At 41.0% G+C, this 17,131-nt stretch carries 18 protein-coding genes; 10 read left to right on the plus strand and 8 right to left on the minus strand.

Annotation, left to right across the window (positions count from 1 at the left end; genetic code table 11):
• Positions 1-27: 27 nt before the first annotated feature.
• From HYG79_RS16565 to HYG79_RS16575, 3 genes are all read right to left on the minus strand, one after another.
• A complete protein-coding gene (locus HYG79_RS16565; protein WP_179243176.1) occupies positions 28-606 on the minus strand; it encodes a Crp/Fnr family transcriptional regulator in 579 nt (192 codons plus the stop codon).
• A 235-nt stretch (positions 607-841) separates the two neighbouring features.
• Positions 842-1,642 carry a hypothetical protein gene (locus tag HYG79_RS16570; protein WP_179243177.1) on the minus strand — a complete coding sequence of 267 codons (801 nt, stop codon included), beginning with the start codon at positions 1,640-1,642 and terminating at the stop codon, positions 842-844.
• Complete coding sequence (locus HYG79_RS16575) at positions 1,639-2,058, minus strand: ABA4-like family protein (protein ID WP_179243178.1); 420 nt, start codon at positions 2,056-2,058, stop codon at positions 1,639-1,641. The genes HYG79_RS16570 and HYG79_RS16575 overlap by 4 nt, the downstream gene beginning before the upstream one ends.
• A 199-nt stretch (positions 2,059-2,257) precedes the next feature.
• On the opposite strand from HYG79_RS16575, the gene HYG79_RS16580 reads away from it, so the two are divergent.
• On the plus strand, positions 2,258-3,100 hold the full coding sequence (locus HYG79_RS16580; protein WP_179243179.1) for a 1,4-dihydroxy-2-naphthoyl-CoA synthase: 843 nt from the start codon (positions 2,258-2,260) through the stop codon (positions 3,098-3,100).
• Between the two features lie 362 nt (positions 3,101-3,462).
• Here HYG79_RS16580 and HYG79_RS16585 read toward each other — a convergent pair whose 3' ends face one another.
• A complete protein-coding gene (locus HYG79_RS16585; protein ID WP_228027895.1) occupies positions 3,463-4,839 on the minus strand; it encodes a serine hydrolase domain-containing protein in 1,377 nt (458 codons plus the stop codon).
• Between the two features lie 98 nt (positions 4,840-4,937).
• Here HYG79_RS16585 and HYG79_RS16590 point away from each other — a divergent pair, with 98 nt between their 5' ends.
• A complete protein-coding gene (locus HYG79_RS16590) occupies positions 4,938-5,813 on the plus strand; it encodes a pirin family protein (protein ID WP_179243180.1) in 876 nt (291 codons plus the stop codon).
• Here HYG79_RS16590 and HYG79_RS16595 read toward each other — a convergent pair.
• The gene (locus tag HYG79_RS16595) at positions 5,808-6,209 is read right to left on the minus strand and encodes a DUF2452 domain-containing protein (RefSeq protein ID WP_179243181.1); all 402 of its coding nucleotides are present in this window, start codon (positions 6,207-6,209) and stop codon (positions 5,808-5,810) included. The genes HYG79_RS16590 and HYG79_RS16595 overlap by 6 nt on opposite strands.
• 172 nt (positions 6,210-6,381) lie before the next feature.
• On the opposite strand from HYG79_RS16595, the gene HYG79_RS16600 reads away from it, so the two are divergent.
• From HYG79_RS16600 to HYG79_RS16610, 3 genes are read left to right on the plus strand one after another with little or no spacing between them, the layout of a single operon-like run.
• Complete coding sequence (locus HYG79_RS16600) at positions 6,382-6,816, plus strand: 3D domain-containing protein (protein WP_179243182.1); 435 nt, start codon at positions 6,382-6,384, stop codon at positions 6,814-6,816.
• Complete coding sequence (locus HYG79_RS16605) at positions 6,813-7,472, plus strand: N-acetylmuramoyl-L-alanine amidase (protein ID WP_179243183.1); 660 nt, start codon at positions 6,813-6,815, stop codon at positions 7,470-7,472. Before HYG79_RS16600 ends, HYG79_RS16605 begins: the two co-directional genes overlap by 4 nt.
• Before the next feature lie 4 nt (positions 7,473-7,476).
• Positions 7,477-8,937 carry a M14 family zinc carboxypeptidase gene (locus HYG79_RS16610; RefSeq protein WP_179243184.1) on the plus strand — a complete coding sequence of 487 codons (1,461 nt, stop codon included), beginning with the start codon at positions 7,477-7,479 and terminating at the stop codon, positions 8,935-8,937.
• Positions 8,938-8,943: 6 nt separating this feature from the next.
• Here HYG79_RS16610 and HYG79_RS16615 read toward each other — a convergent pair whose 3' ends face one another.
• From HYG79_RS16615 to HYG79_RS16625, 3 genes are all read right to left on the minus strand, one after another.
• Positions 8,944-9,111, minus strand: a complete 168-nt coding sequence (locus HYG79_RS16615; RefSeq protein WP_179243185.1) for a hypothetical protein — start codon at positions 9,109-9,111, stop codon at positions 8,944-8,946.
• A 200-nt stretch (positions 9,112-9,311) separates the two neighbouring features.
• On the minus strand, positions 9,312-10,139 hold the full coding sequence (locus HYG79_RS16620) for an OmpA/MotB family protein (protein ID WP_179243186.1): 828 nt from the start codon (positions 10,137-10,139) through the stop codon (positions 9,312-9,314).
• Between the two features lie 199 nt (positions 10,140-10,338).
• Positions 10,339-11,430, minus strand: a complete 1,092-nt coding sequence (locus tag HYG79_RS16625; protein ID WP_179243187.1) for a vWA domain-containing protein — start codon at positions 11,428-11,430, stop codon at positions 10,339-10,341.
• Between the two features lie 185 nt (positions 11,431-11,615).
• Here HYG79_RS16625 and HYG79_RS16630 point away from each other — a divergent pair, with 185 nt between their 5' ends.
• The 5 genes from HYG79_RS16630 to HYG79_RS16650 are packed head-to-tail and all read left to right on the plus strand — an operon-like array spanning position 11,616 to position 17,067.
• Entirely contained in the window at positions 11,616-12,077 is a 462-nt protein-coding gene (locus HYG79_RS16630; RefSeq protein ID WP_179243188.1) for a (2Fe-2S)-binding protein, read from the plus strand.
• A gap of 14 nt (positions 12,078-12,091) precedes the next feature.
• On the plus strand, positions 12,092-14,323 hold the full coding sequence (locus HYG79_RS16635; RefSeq protein WP_179243189.1) for a xanthine dehydrogenase family protein molybdopterin-binding subunit: 2,232 nt from the start codon (positions 12,092-12,094) through the stop codon (positions 14,321-14,323).
• Between the two features lie 22 nt (positions 14,324-14,345).
• Positions 14,346-15,359 (plus strand): XdhC family protein, encoded by a 1,014-nt coding sequence (locus HYG79_RS16640; protein WP_179243190.1) that lies wholly within the window; start codon positions 14,346-14,348, stop codon positions 15,357-15,359.
• Complete coding sequence (locus HYG79_RS16645) at positions 15,356-15,961, plus strand: nucleotidyltransferase family protein (RefSeq protein ID WP_179243191.1); 606 nt, start codon at positions 15,356-15,358, stop codon at positions 15,959-15,961. Before HYG79_RS16640 ends, HYG79_RS16645 begins: the two co-directional genes overlap by 4 nt.
• Positions 15,962-15,975: 14 nt before the next feature.
• The gene (locus HYG79_RS16650; RefSeq protein ID WP_179243192.1) at positions 15,976-17,067 is read left to right on the plus strand and encodes an amidohydrolase family protein; all 1,092 of its coding nucleotides are present in this window, start codon (positions 15,976-15,978) and stop codon (positions 17,065-17,067) included.
• Positions 17,068-17,131: the final 64 nt, after the last annotated feature.

Consider the following 17,131-nt stretch of genomic DNA (forward strand, 5'->3'; position numbering starts at 1 on the left):
ATGATGGTAATACCCAAGCAGGTCAAACTATTGTTTTTGTACAATTCTTTTTCGAATACGGCTAAGGGTTTCCGGTTGTACGCCCAAATAACTTGCCAATTGATATTGTGGTACCCTGTTGATCAAACCGGGCCTTTGCTCCAATATGTCCAGATACTTTTCTTCGGGACTTTTGCGCATAAACTTTTCTAGCGCATCGGCTTTTTCTCCCATCATTTTCTCGAATTCAATACGGCAGATAGCCTCAAAACGAGGGAATTTTTTGTACAATGCCGCCTCTTTTTCGGCATTCAATACGGCCACCGTTGTTTTTTCGGTACAACAAAAGAAATAATCAGAAGGTTTTTGATGTGAAAGGCTATTGAAATCGGCAGCGGAATATCCTTCCGTAAAAAAGTCGGAAGTGATTTCCTCGCCATCGGCTATCGAATATTTTCTGATACACCCTTTAATCACAAGATAAGCATCTTTTGCTATCTGCCCTTGTTTAAGCAAATACGTATTGGTTTCATAGGTTTTTATGGGAAAACTTTCCGCAATGGCCAAAATTTCCGATTCGGATAATTGGGTGAACTGTTTCATTTGTTCAACTAGGATATGGGCCATAAGGTTTGTTTGCGTAACGATATTTATTTGATAGTCGGCAATTCCGTTTCCAATTTAATTGACTGAAAAAAGTAGCGCCGAATATCGCAGATAAAGATAATCAAGCATTTTTGTAATGAAACGGTCTAGTATCATTTTGAAGGTTGAAATTTTATTCCCGACGCAATTCGTATCGACTTCAATCATAAAACCCATTCAAGTTGACACGATTTCATATTGATGCATAACTAATCTATCAAAATTGAATCAATGCAATACCCTGTTTGGCCTGATAAAAAGTAAAACCTATCCAAACGGCATACAGCAGTCCAAAAATACATACTGCAATATGTTTTTGTTTATAGGTAATCGTAGTCTTTTTTGATATTAGAAAGGCGAATAGGGGTACTATTTGTATAGCATGCAAACCAAAAAAATGGGCCACTCTTAAATCGCCGGCAATCGTACTCCAATTTAACAAAGGCAATCCTTCGCCACCATCGGTAACACCAACATTGTGTGCCATTTGACCTATCATTTGGCCACCTACCCAACTTCCAAAAAATACGATTGTCCAACCCATTACTATGGCCCACTGTATTGCTCTTTCCGTTTTTAACCTTAACCGTATGGTATCTATGATAAAGAGTAGCATAAGCAGTACATTAACCCCGATGAGTAATCCCATTGCGGCGAAAAGCAACCCGTCAAACAAAGAACTTTGATTGTAATGGGATTGTACCCCGCGTGATGCTTGAAAAACGATAATCCCTATCTCAAACAACAATGTAAACGATGTAAGGTTGTTTATTATGTTCTTCTTTATTTTACCATACGGATAAAGGGTTATTAGATAGCCTACCGTTAATATGTAAATACCGCCAGAGATGGAAAACTTAAAGGGTTTTACCCAAACGTTCAGGCCCATGAGCATACGGTCATCAACCCAAAAACCGATGAAACATGCGGTTGCCAGTGCCAAATGTATAAGCACTATGCCGTATAATATGGGACTACTTTTCTTTACGGTACCGAATACGTGCTTTAAGTATTTCATGGGTTGATTTTTTTAAGTGATTTAATGGTCATAAACAATAAAAAACCGACGGGTCCCAACATAAATGTTAGCAATAGGCATGGTACTATCAACACGTGGTGGATTCCCAATTTTTTATTTTCGTTTAAAATCCACATACCTATGAGAAGGTCAAAGGCGAGATAATGCACCCATCCGGCCAATACGGCATTCTCTTTGGTAAATAATTCCATTACACTGGCGAGACTACCAAAATCCATACCTCCCGTGCGTATGGCTATACATATATAAATCGCATATACGATTGCCAAGAGCAAGGGTATTATCTTAAAATCGATTAGGAAACGGGTTACTTTCCATTTGGGCAACACGATCATTAAAATCCACATGGGCAAGGCCGCCATGTTCACTATTGAAAAAACTTCGGTTGGTGTCATACTCTTGGTGTTTGGCTATTATTTAATCAGTGGTTCAAAAATGTGGATATTGGGCAACATACAAAATAAATTTACTCTCAACTGTTGATAAATAGACTTGAACTGATAGTGCGCCGCTTCAATTGCCATTGAGATTGATACAATCGATACCTTTAAAATCCATCAAATTCTGTTACTTTGTATACTATAAAAAATACATATGAAGACTCCGAACTGGCAAACTGCCCTAGAATTTGAGGATATTACCTATAAAAAAAGTAACAGTGTGGCACGTATTGCCTTTAATCGGCCAAACGTACGCAATGCGTTTCGCCCCAATACCACGAGTGAACTCATAAAGGCTTTTTATGATGCCCAAGAAGATACTTCAATTGGCGTAGTGTTGCTTTCCGCAGAAGGCCCATCCACCAAAGACGGTATCTGGTCTTTTTGTAGCGGTGGCGACCAAAAGGCAAGGGGGCACCAAGGCTACGTGGGGCAGGACGGACAGCATCGTCTGAACATACTGGAAGTACAGCGAATGATTCGGTTTATGCCCAAGGCGGTCATTGCGGTAGTGCCCGGGTGGGCCGTTGGCGGCGGCCATAGCTTGCACGTTGTATGCGATATGACCTTGGCCAGTAAGGAACATGCCATTTTTAAACAGACCGATGCCGATGTCACCAGTTTTGATGGGGGGTACGGTTCGGCCTATTTGGCCAAAATGGTAGGGCAGAAAAAAGCTAGGGAAATCTTTTTCTTGGGACGTAATTACTCTGCGCAAGAGGCCTTTGAGATGGGCATGGTGAATGCTGTAATTCCACACGATGACCTAGAGGCTACCGCCTATCAATGGGCGCAGGAAATCCTGGAAAAATCCCCAACGTCTATAAAAATGTTGAAATTCGCCATGAACCTTACTGATGATGGTATGGTCGGGCAGCAAGTCTTTGCCGGTGAGGCCACACGCCTGGCGTATATGACCGATGAGGCCAAAGAGGGTAGGGACGCCTTTTTGGAAAAGCGCAAACCTAATTTTGGCGAAAATAAATGGTTGCCTTGATTTGGTTTCCGGTTACTGTATCAGTTCGATACCGGTCGAGAACTTCTGAATAAAGCTCTATTTACCGATTCAACAAAACATTCTTCACCATTGTGAATACATCAGAAGTTACATATAAGTTAAGCCACAAAAGAGTTGATGTCCCAAACTAAAAAGAGTCCTCTCTTTCGATGAGGACTCTTTTACGAGAACACTATATGAAAATGAAAAAATTAACTAATTCTTGTTTTATTTTTATTACACGGTAAACATACCAACATTCATTTGTAACTTGAAATTATTGTTGTGACATGCACCATAGCTGTTGTGAAACATCAATTGAACAAGGTTAGCCTTAAAAAAACACCATCATTTATCAAAGCTTACTTAATCGCTGAAACGATTTTGCGTAAAAAGACATTACTGTCAAACGCATCTTCATTAGCGAGCCCCGTACGCACCACCACCAAGTCTTTTGAAGGTATGATAAATACCCGTTGCCCTTGAAATCCGTTGGCGGAATATAGGTCTTTGGGCACATCGGGATATTTACCTCCGGCGTTCAGCCAAAAATGGGCGCCGTATACACCATCGGAGTGTTCGGTCGGCTTTGTAACATAATCCACCCATTGCGGAGAAAAAATCCGCTCACCGTTCCAGTTGCCCCTATTCAAATACAATAGCCCAAACTTGGCCCAATCCCTCGTGTTGGCCCATGCATAGGACGAGCCCACAAAATTTCCCATCATATCGGTTTCGATAAGCATCGAGTGCATCCCGATTTTATCGATAAGGGCGGTGTAGGGAAAATCCAAATATTTTTGATGAGTATCAAACTGTTTTCGCAACTCACCCGATAACAAATTGGTCGTGCCCGAAGAATAGTTCCATACTTCCCCCGGTGGGGCGATGACTTTTTTCTTTGCTTGGGCCAAAGTCATATCACTTTCCATAAAAAGCATTTTGGTCACATCGGATATCGATGCATAATCCTCGTCCCATTCCAGACCGCTCTGCATGCGCAATAAATGGTTCAGCGTAATGCCCATTTTGGTGTTTTTCATGCGTATGTCATCACCAAAAGGTTTATGATCTAGGGCTATCTTCCCTTCGTATTGTAGAATACCATACAACGTACCAAGAATACTTTTGGTCATGGACCAACCGAGAATGGGGGTTTCTTCGTCAAAACCATCCAAATATCTTTCGGCAACAATTTCATTTTTGTATACCACCAAAACGGTACGTGTCTTTTGCGTTTCATAATTCGAGAATGCATAGTCCAGCGCATCATTGAGTTTGTCATACTCTATATTGTCAAAAACGGTATCTTTTTTTCCATTGTTCCCGTAAGGAAAGGGAAGATTGTTTTTGAGCTGGGTTCGCTTAGGCTTTAAAGGTATTTTTGATGCGTCGTACTCCTCGTTTACCAAAACGCAGCCCAAGCCCTCTCTACATATGGTTTCCCGCTGCATGAGACCAAAAACGGATGCTTTTGCTTTCGCTTTGCCCATAGATACATCTGCCAGTCGTATCAAGGGCATATCGTTTTCGTTCTGAACGACGGATTCCGCGCCCCTTTCGGCAATAAAAACGGTCGAGGCCATATTCTTTGAGGCAAACCCCGAAATGAGGTTGAGCTTGGGATAGTTGTAGGCAACAGTGGCAATTAAAACCAACAGCAACACAAGTAAAAATCGTTTTAAAATCTTCATGAACGGTTTGTTTATCAAAATACCCCAAAAGGCTTTGGTTTTCATCAAATAACATTATAAGCCGTGATAAGCCTGAGTATTAAAATCTTGATTATCGAGTAAAAAGTGTAATTTTAGAAATGTCAAAAGTAAGTATTTAATACATGTCGAACATCGGTTTAATCATAGAAGAGAGAAGTAGGGATATCGGGGATTTCTTGGTAGGTAGATTAATACCCTTTCGTAAAAAACGGATGATAGGACCTTTTATCTTCATAGACCATATGGGCCCTACCCAATTGGGACCAAATACGTATATGGATGTTGACCAACATCCGCATATAGGGCTTTCTACCTTGACTTTTATGTTGGAAGGCGAGTTAATGCACGAGGATAGTATGGGCACCAAACAACGTATTCGCCCGGGTTCCGTCAATTGGATGGTTGCGGGTAAAGGAGTGTCGCATACCGAACGAACACCGTCAGATTTGCGAAACGGTACGGTTTTTACGGCGCACGGTTATCAAATATGGGTAGCCTTACCTATGCACTTAGAGGATGTTGCGCCAGAGTTCCATCATTTTGAGCCCTCGGAACTGCCGACTTGGAAAGATGGTTTTGCGGAGTTTAAACTCATTGCAGGGAAAGGGTATGGCAAAGAATCGCCAGTACCGGTACATTCCCCGCTGTTTATGGTAGAAATCAAGACCACCCACACCTATGAATTGAATACAAAAGACCATTTAAGAGGAGAAATCGGTATTTGTATCGTGGAAGGCAGTATCGAAGCTTGCGGTGAGATCATACAAAAGGGTAATATCGTGGTTTCAAAAGTAGAGGACACCTGTCACACCGTTCTAAGACCCAACACACATATTCTTTTATTCGGTGGGGAAGTATTTCCCGAAGAAAGGCATATCTATTGGAATTTTGTTTCTTCGGATAAGGAAAAAATTGAAATCGCGAAACAAAAATGGGCACAAAAGACTTTTCCTATGATGCAAAACGATGACACTTACGTGCCATTGCCCCGTTCATAGTTTTTCCCAAGTGCGGTCGGGGCCTAATTTAAAACTCCCCAAATGTTCAAAATTGCACTCATCCGGTAAAATTAGGGATAAAAAAGTGCTCTCATCCTTTGATTTATAGAGGTGATACGTTTTACCGACTATGGGTTCAAAACTAAATTTTGCATTGTAAACCAATCTGTTGTACTCAAATTCTTCCATCATTTTGGAATATTCGGCCTGAATGGATTCATATTTTGCCTTAAATTGGTTGTTCGCACTTACAATGTTGGTGTTTTTCCATGAGGTAACATCGGGCGGAGTGATTTTTGGGGCCGAAACACCGCTGGCATATGGTAACAGTTTCGCGTTGTAAGATTGGTTGTCTTCGTCAAAAACAACATTGTCAGGCTTTTTTTCTTTTGTCATCTGTTTACGTTTATCAACTTTACAAGGTCAGATGTAATTCGTCTAATAACAACACCATCACACGCATGTGGATTTGTTACGACTCATTTCATAGCGCTACAAAATTAAAGAAAAAGCAGGGATAATATTTTATTGGGAAAAGTATAGCTGACTTTATTCGTAAATTTAAGCCATGCGATTTGTGGTCAAACTAGTTCTCTTAGCTCTGTTTTCTTTCCTTTTTTCATGTAAAAACGAAAATAGGGACGAAACGGACCCTTATGTTTGGATTCCCATACAGGTAAATGTTTCCGCTTATAATTCCGTTACATGGCAGACCGATGGGCAACCCAATATCGCCGCTTGGGGCGATACCTTAAAGCCAAACATGAAGGCAATTGCCGTTTCACGTGATTTACTTAAAAAAGGACTCTCCCATAATACCATGGTCCAAATCGAATCTTTGCCCGACACTTTTTTGGTGAAAGATAAAATGCATTGGAAATGGCGAAATAAAATTGATATTTTTATGGGGAAAGATGTAAAAAGGGCGAGAGAATGGGGGAGAAAAAAATTGGCCATAAAATTTAGGATATTGAAGGATAGTATTAACGGTGACAACCCATGAAAAATAGACTTGTATCTTTTTTGTTGATAGCGATCGTTCTCTCTTGTAGACCATCTATCGAAATAACGGATAAACCCATTACTTTTGATGAAGAGCGAAAAGCATTGACCTTGCAGTATTTGTCTTCCCATTATGGGTTGGAAAAAGAAGAGCCGAGCATCACCCCAAAAATGATAGTATTGCATTGGACGGTCATTCCCACGTTGGAAAAGTCATTCAATGCTTTTGACCCGGTTAAGTTGCCCAACTGGCGGCCTGACATTGAAAAGGCAAGCGCATTGAATGTTTCTTCTCAATTTTTAGTGGATAGGGACGGCACTATTTACAGATTAATGCCCGAAACCGTAATGGCAAGACATGTAATTGGACTCAACCACTGCGCCATAGGAGTTGAAAATGTTGGTGGTACCAAGGAATTTCCCTTGACCGAGGCACAATTGCAATCCAATATTAAGTTGGTAAATTACCTGACTAAAAAGTACGATATTGAATATCTGATCGGCCATTACGAATACACCCTGTTTGAAAACCATAGGTTGTGGTTGGAAAAGGATGCTGGTTATCGCACAAAAAAGACCGACCCGGGAGAGGGTTTTATGGCCAATGTAAGAGAGGCTTCAAAACATTTAAATTTTAAACCGTTACCAAAGCAATGATTTTATGAAGCGCATTGTATCACTATTATTTTTAATCACTTATGTGTGTTCGGCACAAGAAACCGCAATCACTTCTTCTTTATACGATACTTATGATAAGTATAAAGAGGTCACATTGAACAAAAGGCGAATAAAGCATCATGAACTACAACCACTTCTTGCCAAATACCGTGACAATCCAAAATTTACCGTTCAAGAAGTCGGATCTTCGATTGAAGGCAGGGATTTATCTTTGGTGAGTATAGGAAAAGGAGATATAGATGTTTTTTTATGGTCTCAAATGCACGGTGACGAGCCTACGGCAACACAAGCGATATTCGATATCCTCAACTTTTTGGACAGTGATGATTTTAAAACAGAGAAAGATGAGATTTTGAATAATCTCACAGTCCATTTTTTGCCTATGCTCAATCCTGACGGTGCCGAGGTGTTTCAGCGCAGAAACAGGTTGGGCATTGATATCAATAGGGATGCCTTACATTTACAATCCCCCGAAGGCCAAACCCTAAAACGGGTCAGGGATAGTTTAAATGCCGATTTTGGATTTAACCTTCATGATCAGAGCACCTACTACAATGCAGAACGCACAAATAAGCCCGCTACGATTTCATATTTGGCCCCAGCCTTTAACTATGAAAAGGATATCGACAAAAAGAGGGGCGATGCTATGAAAATCATTGTTTTTATGAATGCTATAATTCAAGAATACGCTCCGGGTCAAGTAGGCAGATATAATGACGATTTTGAGCCGAGGGCCTTTGGGGACAATATTCAAAAATGGGGTACAAGCACCATCTTAATTGAATCAGGCGGTTTCCTAGACGATATAGAAAAGCAGGAGATCCGTAAATTAAATTATGTTTCCATATTATCGGCCTTACATACAATCGCTAAGGGCAGTTACAATGATATTTCTATCTCTGATTATGAAAAGATTCCAGAGAACGATAGGAAACTCTTCAATTTAAAAATTGAAAATGCCACATATGAGCTTTTGGGAAAACCCTACATACTTGATATTGGCATGAACCGCTTGGAAGTGAATACAGCGGAATATAAGGACTTTTGGTATAGTAGCCGAATTATAGACCAAGGTGACCTATCAACCTTTTACGGTTATGAAACCCTAGATGCTACCGGTTATACCCTCAGGTCGGGAAAGGTGTATCCTGAAGTATTGCAGTCCGTTGACCAATTGAATACTATTGACCCCATGGCGCTTTTGAAAAAAGGATATACCTACATAAAGATGAAAACGATACCATCTCAATTAATTTCGTCTCCAATTCCGTTACATTTAGTTGGCACATCGTTTAAATTGCCCGATTTTGATATCAGGGTAGGTGCTAACCCAACCTTTTTACTGGAGAAAAACGGAGCGCTTGAATACGCTGTTATCAATGGATTTCTAATCGATTTAAAAACAGAAAAGGGCGATTTTAAAAATGCCATGATTTATAGATAATTTAAATCAGTATCCAAATCTAATGGTCATTTGTGAACCATAAGCGATTAAAACAATAAGCATCACCAGTAATGTGGATACTATGGTCATAAAAATGGATAGGGTAGTGGCCTTATACCATTTTGGCATGCCGTTTAGGGTGCTGTTTTGAATAATTGTGTTGAGTACATCCATGATTTCTTCTTTTTACATTAAACTTCATCATAGTTTTTAGGATGTAGGCGATCATATTTGTTTGGGTGTTCTATACTAAAAACAATTACCGGGCCAAAAACCCGAACCCATTTTGGTTGTCTTGGATGTACTGCATAAAAAAAGGATGAACCGCAGTTCATCCTTTTTTAAATTTTGTGTTAGACTAATTAGACTATACGTTACATGCTTTCAGCATCTAAAAGTGCAAAGAACTTATCCAGGTTCGGGATAATCACAATTTTGGTACGTCTGTTTTTGGCCATGTTCTCCTTGGAATCATTCTCTACCAAAGGTAAATAGCTACTTCTACCGGCAGCAATCATTTTGGCCGGGTCTACGTTATATTCGTTTTGTAACTTTCTTACGATAGATGTGGCACGTTTTACACTTAAATCCCAGTTATCCTCCAATACTGCCGTATTTATGGTTCTAGAATCGGTATGGCCTTCTACCATAACTTCCATACTTGGTTCGGAATTGATGACCTCTGCCAGTTTACCTAGTATGGTTGATGCCTTGTTGCTTATCTTGTAGCTTCCGCTGTTGAACAAAAGCTTGTCGGAAATATTGATCATAACAACAGTCTTATCAATATTTACGTCAACATCATCTTCCTCATCAGAGATGGACTTTTTTAAATTATAGGAAACGGCCAAGTTCATAGAGTCTTGCAAGGTTTTCGCTTCCGCTAATTTGGCAGGGTCAACTTTTGCCAAGGTGGCCCTCATCTTCGCTTTGGTATTGTTGCTCATAACCGCAACATCTTCAACCGATGCGTACTGTGCGTCATTTACCTCTTTGAGCGAATTTATTTTTTCATTGTATTCGGTGACCCGAGCCTCTATTTTTGCCATTTTGGTCTCCAAGTCTTCTTTTTCGGCTTGAGTTTTGACCAGGGTACTTTTGGTATCGGACAAATCGTTCTCCAATGCTACATATTTTTTCTTGGATACGCATGATGCCAACACGAATACGGAAAGTGTACTTACAAAAATTGATTTTTTCATTGTGTAGTGATATTAAATTTTCGTTTGGTTGTAGATACGGAACAAAAACGAATATGGATGTTAATGGAATGACAACAGGAGAAAAAAGAAGCGGTTAATAGAACTACATCATTGATTTACAACCTACAGTACATTTGGCTTTACAATAAAAAAGATGCCTTTAGAGCATCTTTCTTATTTATGATATTGTGCTTGAAATTTATTCGCAGCCCCCGGTAAAACCATTGGCGTTGAACTTGGTTTGTACGGCACCTTCCAAATTACCGCTTTTCAATTGTATGGCCAGGTTGTTATCGCCACTCCCGTCACGTTTTGGGCTACAATATTCAAACAGGTAAAAACTATTGGCTCTTTCGGAAACCTTTTGCGAAATCTCGTTAAAGGTGGTTTCCAGCTCTTCTTTGTTGTTGGCGAACACACTTGCCGTTTTGCCTATATCCATTAATACTTGTGTGTCGATTTCGGCACCTAGCCCTATCGTGAAAAAAGAAATGTTTTCATTGGCATTATCCACCTTTTCTTGGGCCGAAGCTCTGGTAAACCTTGATGCTTGGTCCGTACCATCGGTAAAAATGACGACCGATGCAGCACCGATTTTCCCACCTTCGGTACTCTCCGCCAACACATTGGAGGCAATATCGGTTGATTTGATTACCGCACCGTAAAGATCTGTAGATGGGTCGTTGCTGATATCATCGGTAATACCTTCGATTGCTGCGGTAAGTTCTGTTTTTGATGCCGTTAAAGGGTTCAATAGGTGCAATTCATCTTCTCCGTCAAACCAATAGATGGCCATTTTAAATGCTTCGTTGGTAGTCGCCGGCATTACATTGTCAACAAAACTTATACTGGCCGATTTTAATTCGTCTAAGCTGCTGCTCAGCACACTATTGCTCAAATCCAACACCAATAGGGTGTTTGTACTGAATATTTGCGAATTGGGCGATATACGGGCCTGTGATTCGGATTTTGAAATGGTATTGAAACAATCATCGTTCCTGCCCTGTTCAAAAATGGTAAATTGATCTGCGGTGAGTCCCGAAATAGGATTATCGTCAACATCTGAAACCCTAAATAGTATTGATACCTTTCCCGGTAGCGTGGTAAATTGCTCCTGTATGGATAATATCAACTCATTTTCTCCAAACCCGAGACAATCGTCGACTTGCCCACCTTTGCCGAACTTACCACCAGGATTCAATAAAAAATCTACATCATCGTCGGAATTCCCGCAAGAGAGGACAAGGGTTGCGGTAAAAAATAAAGCAAATAGCTTTGTAAACAGTTTCATTTTCTTTGATTTATGGTTCAACCTTCAGAACGCCAAAAACCACTATAAATTATGGTCGCACAAAAAGATATTTGTTAAAGAATGTTAAATAGAATCGGCAGGTGTTAAAATAAAATCCTCGAATTACAATTTTTAATACCTTGTAAGGGAAAGCTTCCACACTTAATCAATCTTAAAACAAGACTATGGCAACGTATCAATTAAAAGTAAATGGAAAATCACAGACCGTTGAGGCGAGTGAGGACACCCCCTTATTATGGATTCTCCGTGATCATTTAGATTTGGTGGGCACAAAATTTGGTTGCGGTATAGCCCAATGCGGGGCTTGTACGGTACATTTGGACGGTAATGCCGTTAGAAGTTGCTCTTTGCCCATAGCCTCGGTACAAAATCAAGAAATTACGACTATTGAAGGTTTATCGGAAGATGGCTCACACCCTGTACAAAAAGCCTGGAAAGCGGTTGACGTACCGCAGTGCGGATATTGCCAAGCCGGTCAAATTATGACCGCATCGGCCTTTTTGGAGAAGAATCCGGCTCCGACCGAAGAAGAAATCAAGAATGCCATGCATGGAAACATATGCAGATGTGCATCGTATAATCGAATTTACAAGGCGGTTGAAATGGCAGCCGAAAACAAATCCTAATCAATCCAAAAAACATGTCTACAGAATCTTCATTAACATTTAGCAGAAGAAATTTTTTAAGGACTTCTTCCTTGGCCAGTGGTGGCCTACTGATAGGATTTAACCTTTTTACAGCCTGCAAGGATAACGTAAAACCACCTGTTGATCTGTCCAAATTAAATTACAACGATTTTAATGCGTTCATAAAAATCGCTAAAAACGGGGCAGTCACCATCTTTTCCCCAAACCCTGAGATAGGGCAGGGCGTAAAAACATCAATGCCCATGATCATTGCCGAGGAACTGGACGTAGCATGGGACAATGTATATGTTCAGCAAGGGGTCTTGGATACCGAAAACTATACTAGGCAGGTTGCCGGTGGTAGCCAATCCATACGATTAGGCTGGGAAGCCTTACGGCAGACCGGGGCGACCGCAAGACAAATGCTAGTCAATGCCGCCGCTGCCAAATGGGGCGTTGATGCCGCAGAATGTGCAGTTAATGAAGGTGTCATTACCAATGCAAAAGGTGAGACCTTAGGTTATGGCGATATAGTGAGTGAGGCCGCCACCTTGCCAATTCCTGAAAATGTCACCCTTAAGCAGCCAAAAGACTTCAAAATTATAGGCTCAGACCAAAAAAATGTCGATATCGATAAAATCATAACGGGTAAACCTTTGTTTGGTTTGGATTATAAAGCAGAAGGTATGGTGTACGCAACAGTACTTAGGCCACCTGCTTTTGGTCAGGTTTTGGAATCTTATGATGCTACTGACGCCAAAGCTATTCCAGGTGTTCTGGATGTCATCAAAATTGGGGAAAAGGCCATTTCACTTTTAAACAAGGAAAAAATCAACTGGTCCGTAAAAATGACCGAAACCGAAAAAGTAGTCGTAATCGCCGATTCAACATGGACGGCCATGAAAGGCAAAAAAGCTATCAAAGCGGTTTGGAAAGATGCCACACCGTTGGAAAGTACCGCATCGCACAACGAAATTTTAACGGGTCTTTTGGACGGGAACGATTTTAGTACTTTACGAAAGGATGGAGATGTAGCCAAGGCTTTTGCCGAGGCGGATAAGGTTTTGGAACGTACCTATGAATCACCCTTTTTGCCTCATAACTGTATGGAGCCCATGAATTTCTACGCCAACGTTACCGATGATAAAATTCATTTGGTGGGGCCCGTGCAAACCCCCGAGGCCGCCGCGGAGACCGTCGCTGAGCTTTTGGGAAGAAACGTAGCGGACATACATCTTGAAATGACACGCATGGGGGGTGGGTTCGGAAGAAGGCTGTACGGGGATTTCGTCTATGAAGCTGCAGAAATATCGGACGCCATCGGAAAACCCGTAAAAATGGTTTCTTCACGTGAAGATGACATGACCACGGGCGTATACAGGCCTGCGATAAAATACAGGATCAAAGCGGCCGTCAAAGATGGGCAGGTTACCGGATATCAACTAAAAGAAGCCGCCATAAATGGAAATATGTATGGACTCATACCCAATTTTTTTCCTGCGGGTGCCATAGAAAATTATCAAGTTGATGTTGCCAGTTACAACAGCAATATCACAACGGGAGCTTGGAGAGCCCCTTATACCAATTTTTTGGCCTATGCCGAACAAAGCTTCTTTGATGAACTGGCCGAGGTCATGGAAGTGGACAAAATAAAGCTGCGTTTAGACCTTTTGGAAAAAGTAAAGGGGACTACTGACGAACGTATACAATACGACCCCGAGCGTATGCAAAATTGCATCAAAACAGCTGTGGAAAAATCGGGCTGGGGTGCTCGGCCTGAGGGGGTTTACCAAGGTTTTGTTGCCTATTATTGCCACAACACCCACGTTGCCGAAGTCGCCGATGTTGAAATCGAAAATGGTATGCCTGTGGTAAAAAAAGTCACCTGTGTGGTAGATTGTGGTATCGTTATAAATCCGTTGGGCGCATTAAACCAAATCGAAGGCGGTGTCATCGATGGTATTGGGCATAGCATGTTTGGGGATTACAAGTTTGAAAATGGAACACCGATTGCGAACAATTATGATGCCTATCGGCTGATTCGTATGAAAGAAGCTCCAATGGTGGAAACACATTTAATACAAAACGAGCTATCGCCCACAGGACTCGGCGAACCTACATTGCCACCTGCTGGTGGAGCTGTGGCAAATGCCCTAAAAGCCGCTACGGGAAAACGAATCTATAAGCAACCGTTTATGCAAGACCCTGAATTTTGGAGTGTTACCAATAAAGAGATTTTAGGATAGTTTCTACCTAAATATAAATTGAATGACGCACGAAATAAAGAGTATTTTACAGGTATCAAAAAAAGCTAAAGCAAGCGATAAAAAGACCGTCCTAGTGACGGTCGTTGCTTTAGAAGGCTCTTCATACAGGAGACCGGGAGTGCGTATGCTCATAGATGAAGATGGGCAAATGGTCGGTGCCGTTAGCGGTGGTTGTGTTGAAAAAGAAATTCTACGACAGGCCCAAAGCGTATTTATTACCAACGTTCCAAAAATGATGACCTATGATGGCAGGTACAGATTGGGTTGCGAAGGTATTCTATCCATTTTGATAGAACCCTTTAACCCCGATGACGAACTATGGAGCGCTTTCGATGCGGCAATGAAAAAACGCATTTCTTTTACCATATCCTCATATTTTGAAAAAGAACATGTAGTTGCTGCCGATTTTGGTTCGGTCTTTGAAATAGGTGCACAAACAATTTTGGCGCGTTCCACTTTTAAGCCTAATCCCAAACTGGACATTTTCAAACAAACTGTAGCACCTCGGCTCAGGCTTGTTATCTTTGGTGCGGAGCACGATGCCGTACAGCTATGCAATTATGCTTCATTGACAGGTTGGGAAGTAACCATTGTGGCCTCTATTTCCGAAGAGAAAGATATCAATGACTTTCCCGGGGCCGAGCATTTTCATGCTACGGAACCAGATCTGTTTTCCATTACGGATATCGACAGTCACACGGCCATTATTTTAATGACCCATAGCTTTGTAAAAGATTTGAACTATTTGTTGGCACTCAAAGAAACCAAACCACTTTATTTAGGCCTGTTGGGACCAACAAAAAGGCGTGAAAAGCTATTGAATACGTTTATGGAACACTACCCATTGGTTTCCGATGCTTTTATTGACAGCATTCATGGCCCGGCCGGACTCAATATTGGTGCTGAAACTCCGCAAGAAATCGCCATCGCCATACTCTCGGAAATTTTATCTGTGATGAGAAAACAACAACCTATGATGCTCAAGAACAAAGCGGGGAGAATACATAACCAATGAGTGCCTTTAAAAATGATATTCCTGCCTTAATTTTAGCGGCCGGGGCTTCAACCCGAATGGGACAGCCCAAACAACTGCTGCCTTGGGGAAATAGCTCGTTGTTGCAGCACGCCATCAAAGTAGTGAAAGCATCGAAATGCAATAATATTTATTTGGTTTTGGGAGCAAATAGTTCTTTGATAGAAGACACTATTACCGATCCGGATGTCACGATCATAAACAATGAAACCTGGAAATTGGGTTTGGGCAATTCTATTGCTGTTGGAATACGAAAAATAAATGCCTTGGAATCTCCGAACGGTATCCTCATCATGTTGGCCGATCAACCGTTTATTGACCAAGCCCATCTAGATAGATTAATACATACTTTTCAGCATGGGAAAAAGAATATCATTGCTACTTTATACCATCAAAAAAATGGGGTGCCCGCGCTTTTTCACTCTACTTATTTTAGTGAGTTGGTACAACTGAACGATGACTTTGGCGCCAAGGGTATCATCAATACATACAAAAACGATGTTGTATCCATCGCTTCCCAAAATAATAGCATTGACATTGATACTTTGGATGAGTACAAATACTTAATCAATAAAATGAAATAAATGTATTTAAAGTAATGAAAATCAAATTAATATTACATGTATTCTTTTTATTGTTCATTACGGTTTTCACCGTTAGGTCCCAGGACATGGGTTTTGAGGAATACAATCCAAAATCTACTTTGGTAGTTCCAAAGAGTGAAGTAAAAAGAGCAAAATTTCCCTTTATAGACGTGCACAGCCACCAACGTAGCATGTCCCCTGAAAGTCTTTCGGCATTGGTTACCGATATGGACCTGTTGAACGAGGCCATTATGGTGAATCTGAGTGGTGGTTCGGGAAGAAGACTCAATGAAAAAATTAAAAATATACAGGCGAATTATCCCAATAGATTCGTGGTTTTCGCCAATGTTGACTTTGATGGTGTTGGACAGGAAGGGTGGACCGAAAAAGCTGTAGCGCAATTGGAAAACGATGTAAAGAACGGAGCAAAGGGATTAAAAATATTCAAGAGTTTAGGATTACGTTATACGGATATCAAAGGCAATCGATTGTCAATTGATGACGAACGGATTGACCCTATATGGGCCAAATGCGGGGAGCTGGGCATACCTGTCTTAATTCATGCTGCCGACCCTAAATCGTTTTGGGACGACATGGATGCCGATAATGAGCGTTGGTTAGAACTAAAAACCCATCCAAGGCGTAAACGCTCGGCAACAGATCCGGTACCATGGCAGCAGATAATCAATGAACAGCACCGCATGTTCAAAATGCACCCGAATACCACTTTCATAAACGCGCATATGGGGTGGTATGCCAACAACCTGAAAAAACTTGGAGCGTTATTGGACGATATACCCAATATGAATGTTGGTATTGCCGCGGTAATCGCAGAATTGGGAAGGCAGCCAAAAAGCGCTAGACAGTTTTTCATACAGTACCAGGACCGTATACTTTTTGGAAAAGATAGTTGGCGACCCAATGAGTTTCCCACTTATTTTCGAGTTTTGGAAACAGGTGATGAGTATTTTCCGTATTACAAAAAATACCATGCTTTTTGGGCCATGTACGGGCTGGATCTACCTGATGATGTACTAAAAAAAGTATATTATAAAAATGCCCTGCGAATTATACCAGGTCTGGACAAAACACTTTTCCCCGACTGATTTTTAAAGAGAGTTTAACGTGTGAAATTTGCTTTTACATACAAAACGAACGAAATTGTTGTAA

Source organism: Costertonia aggregata, from assembly GCF_013402795.1.
Lineage (GTDB): Bacteria > Bacteroidota > Bacteroidia > Flavobacteriales > Flavobacteriaceae > Costertonia > Costertonia aggregata.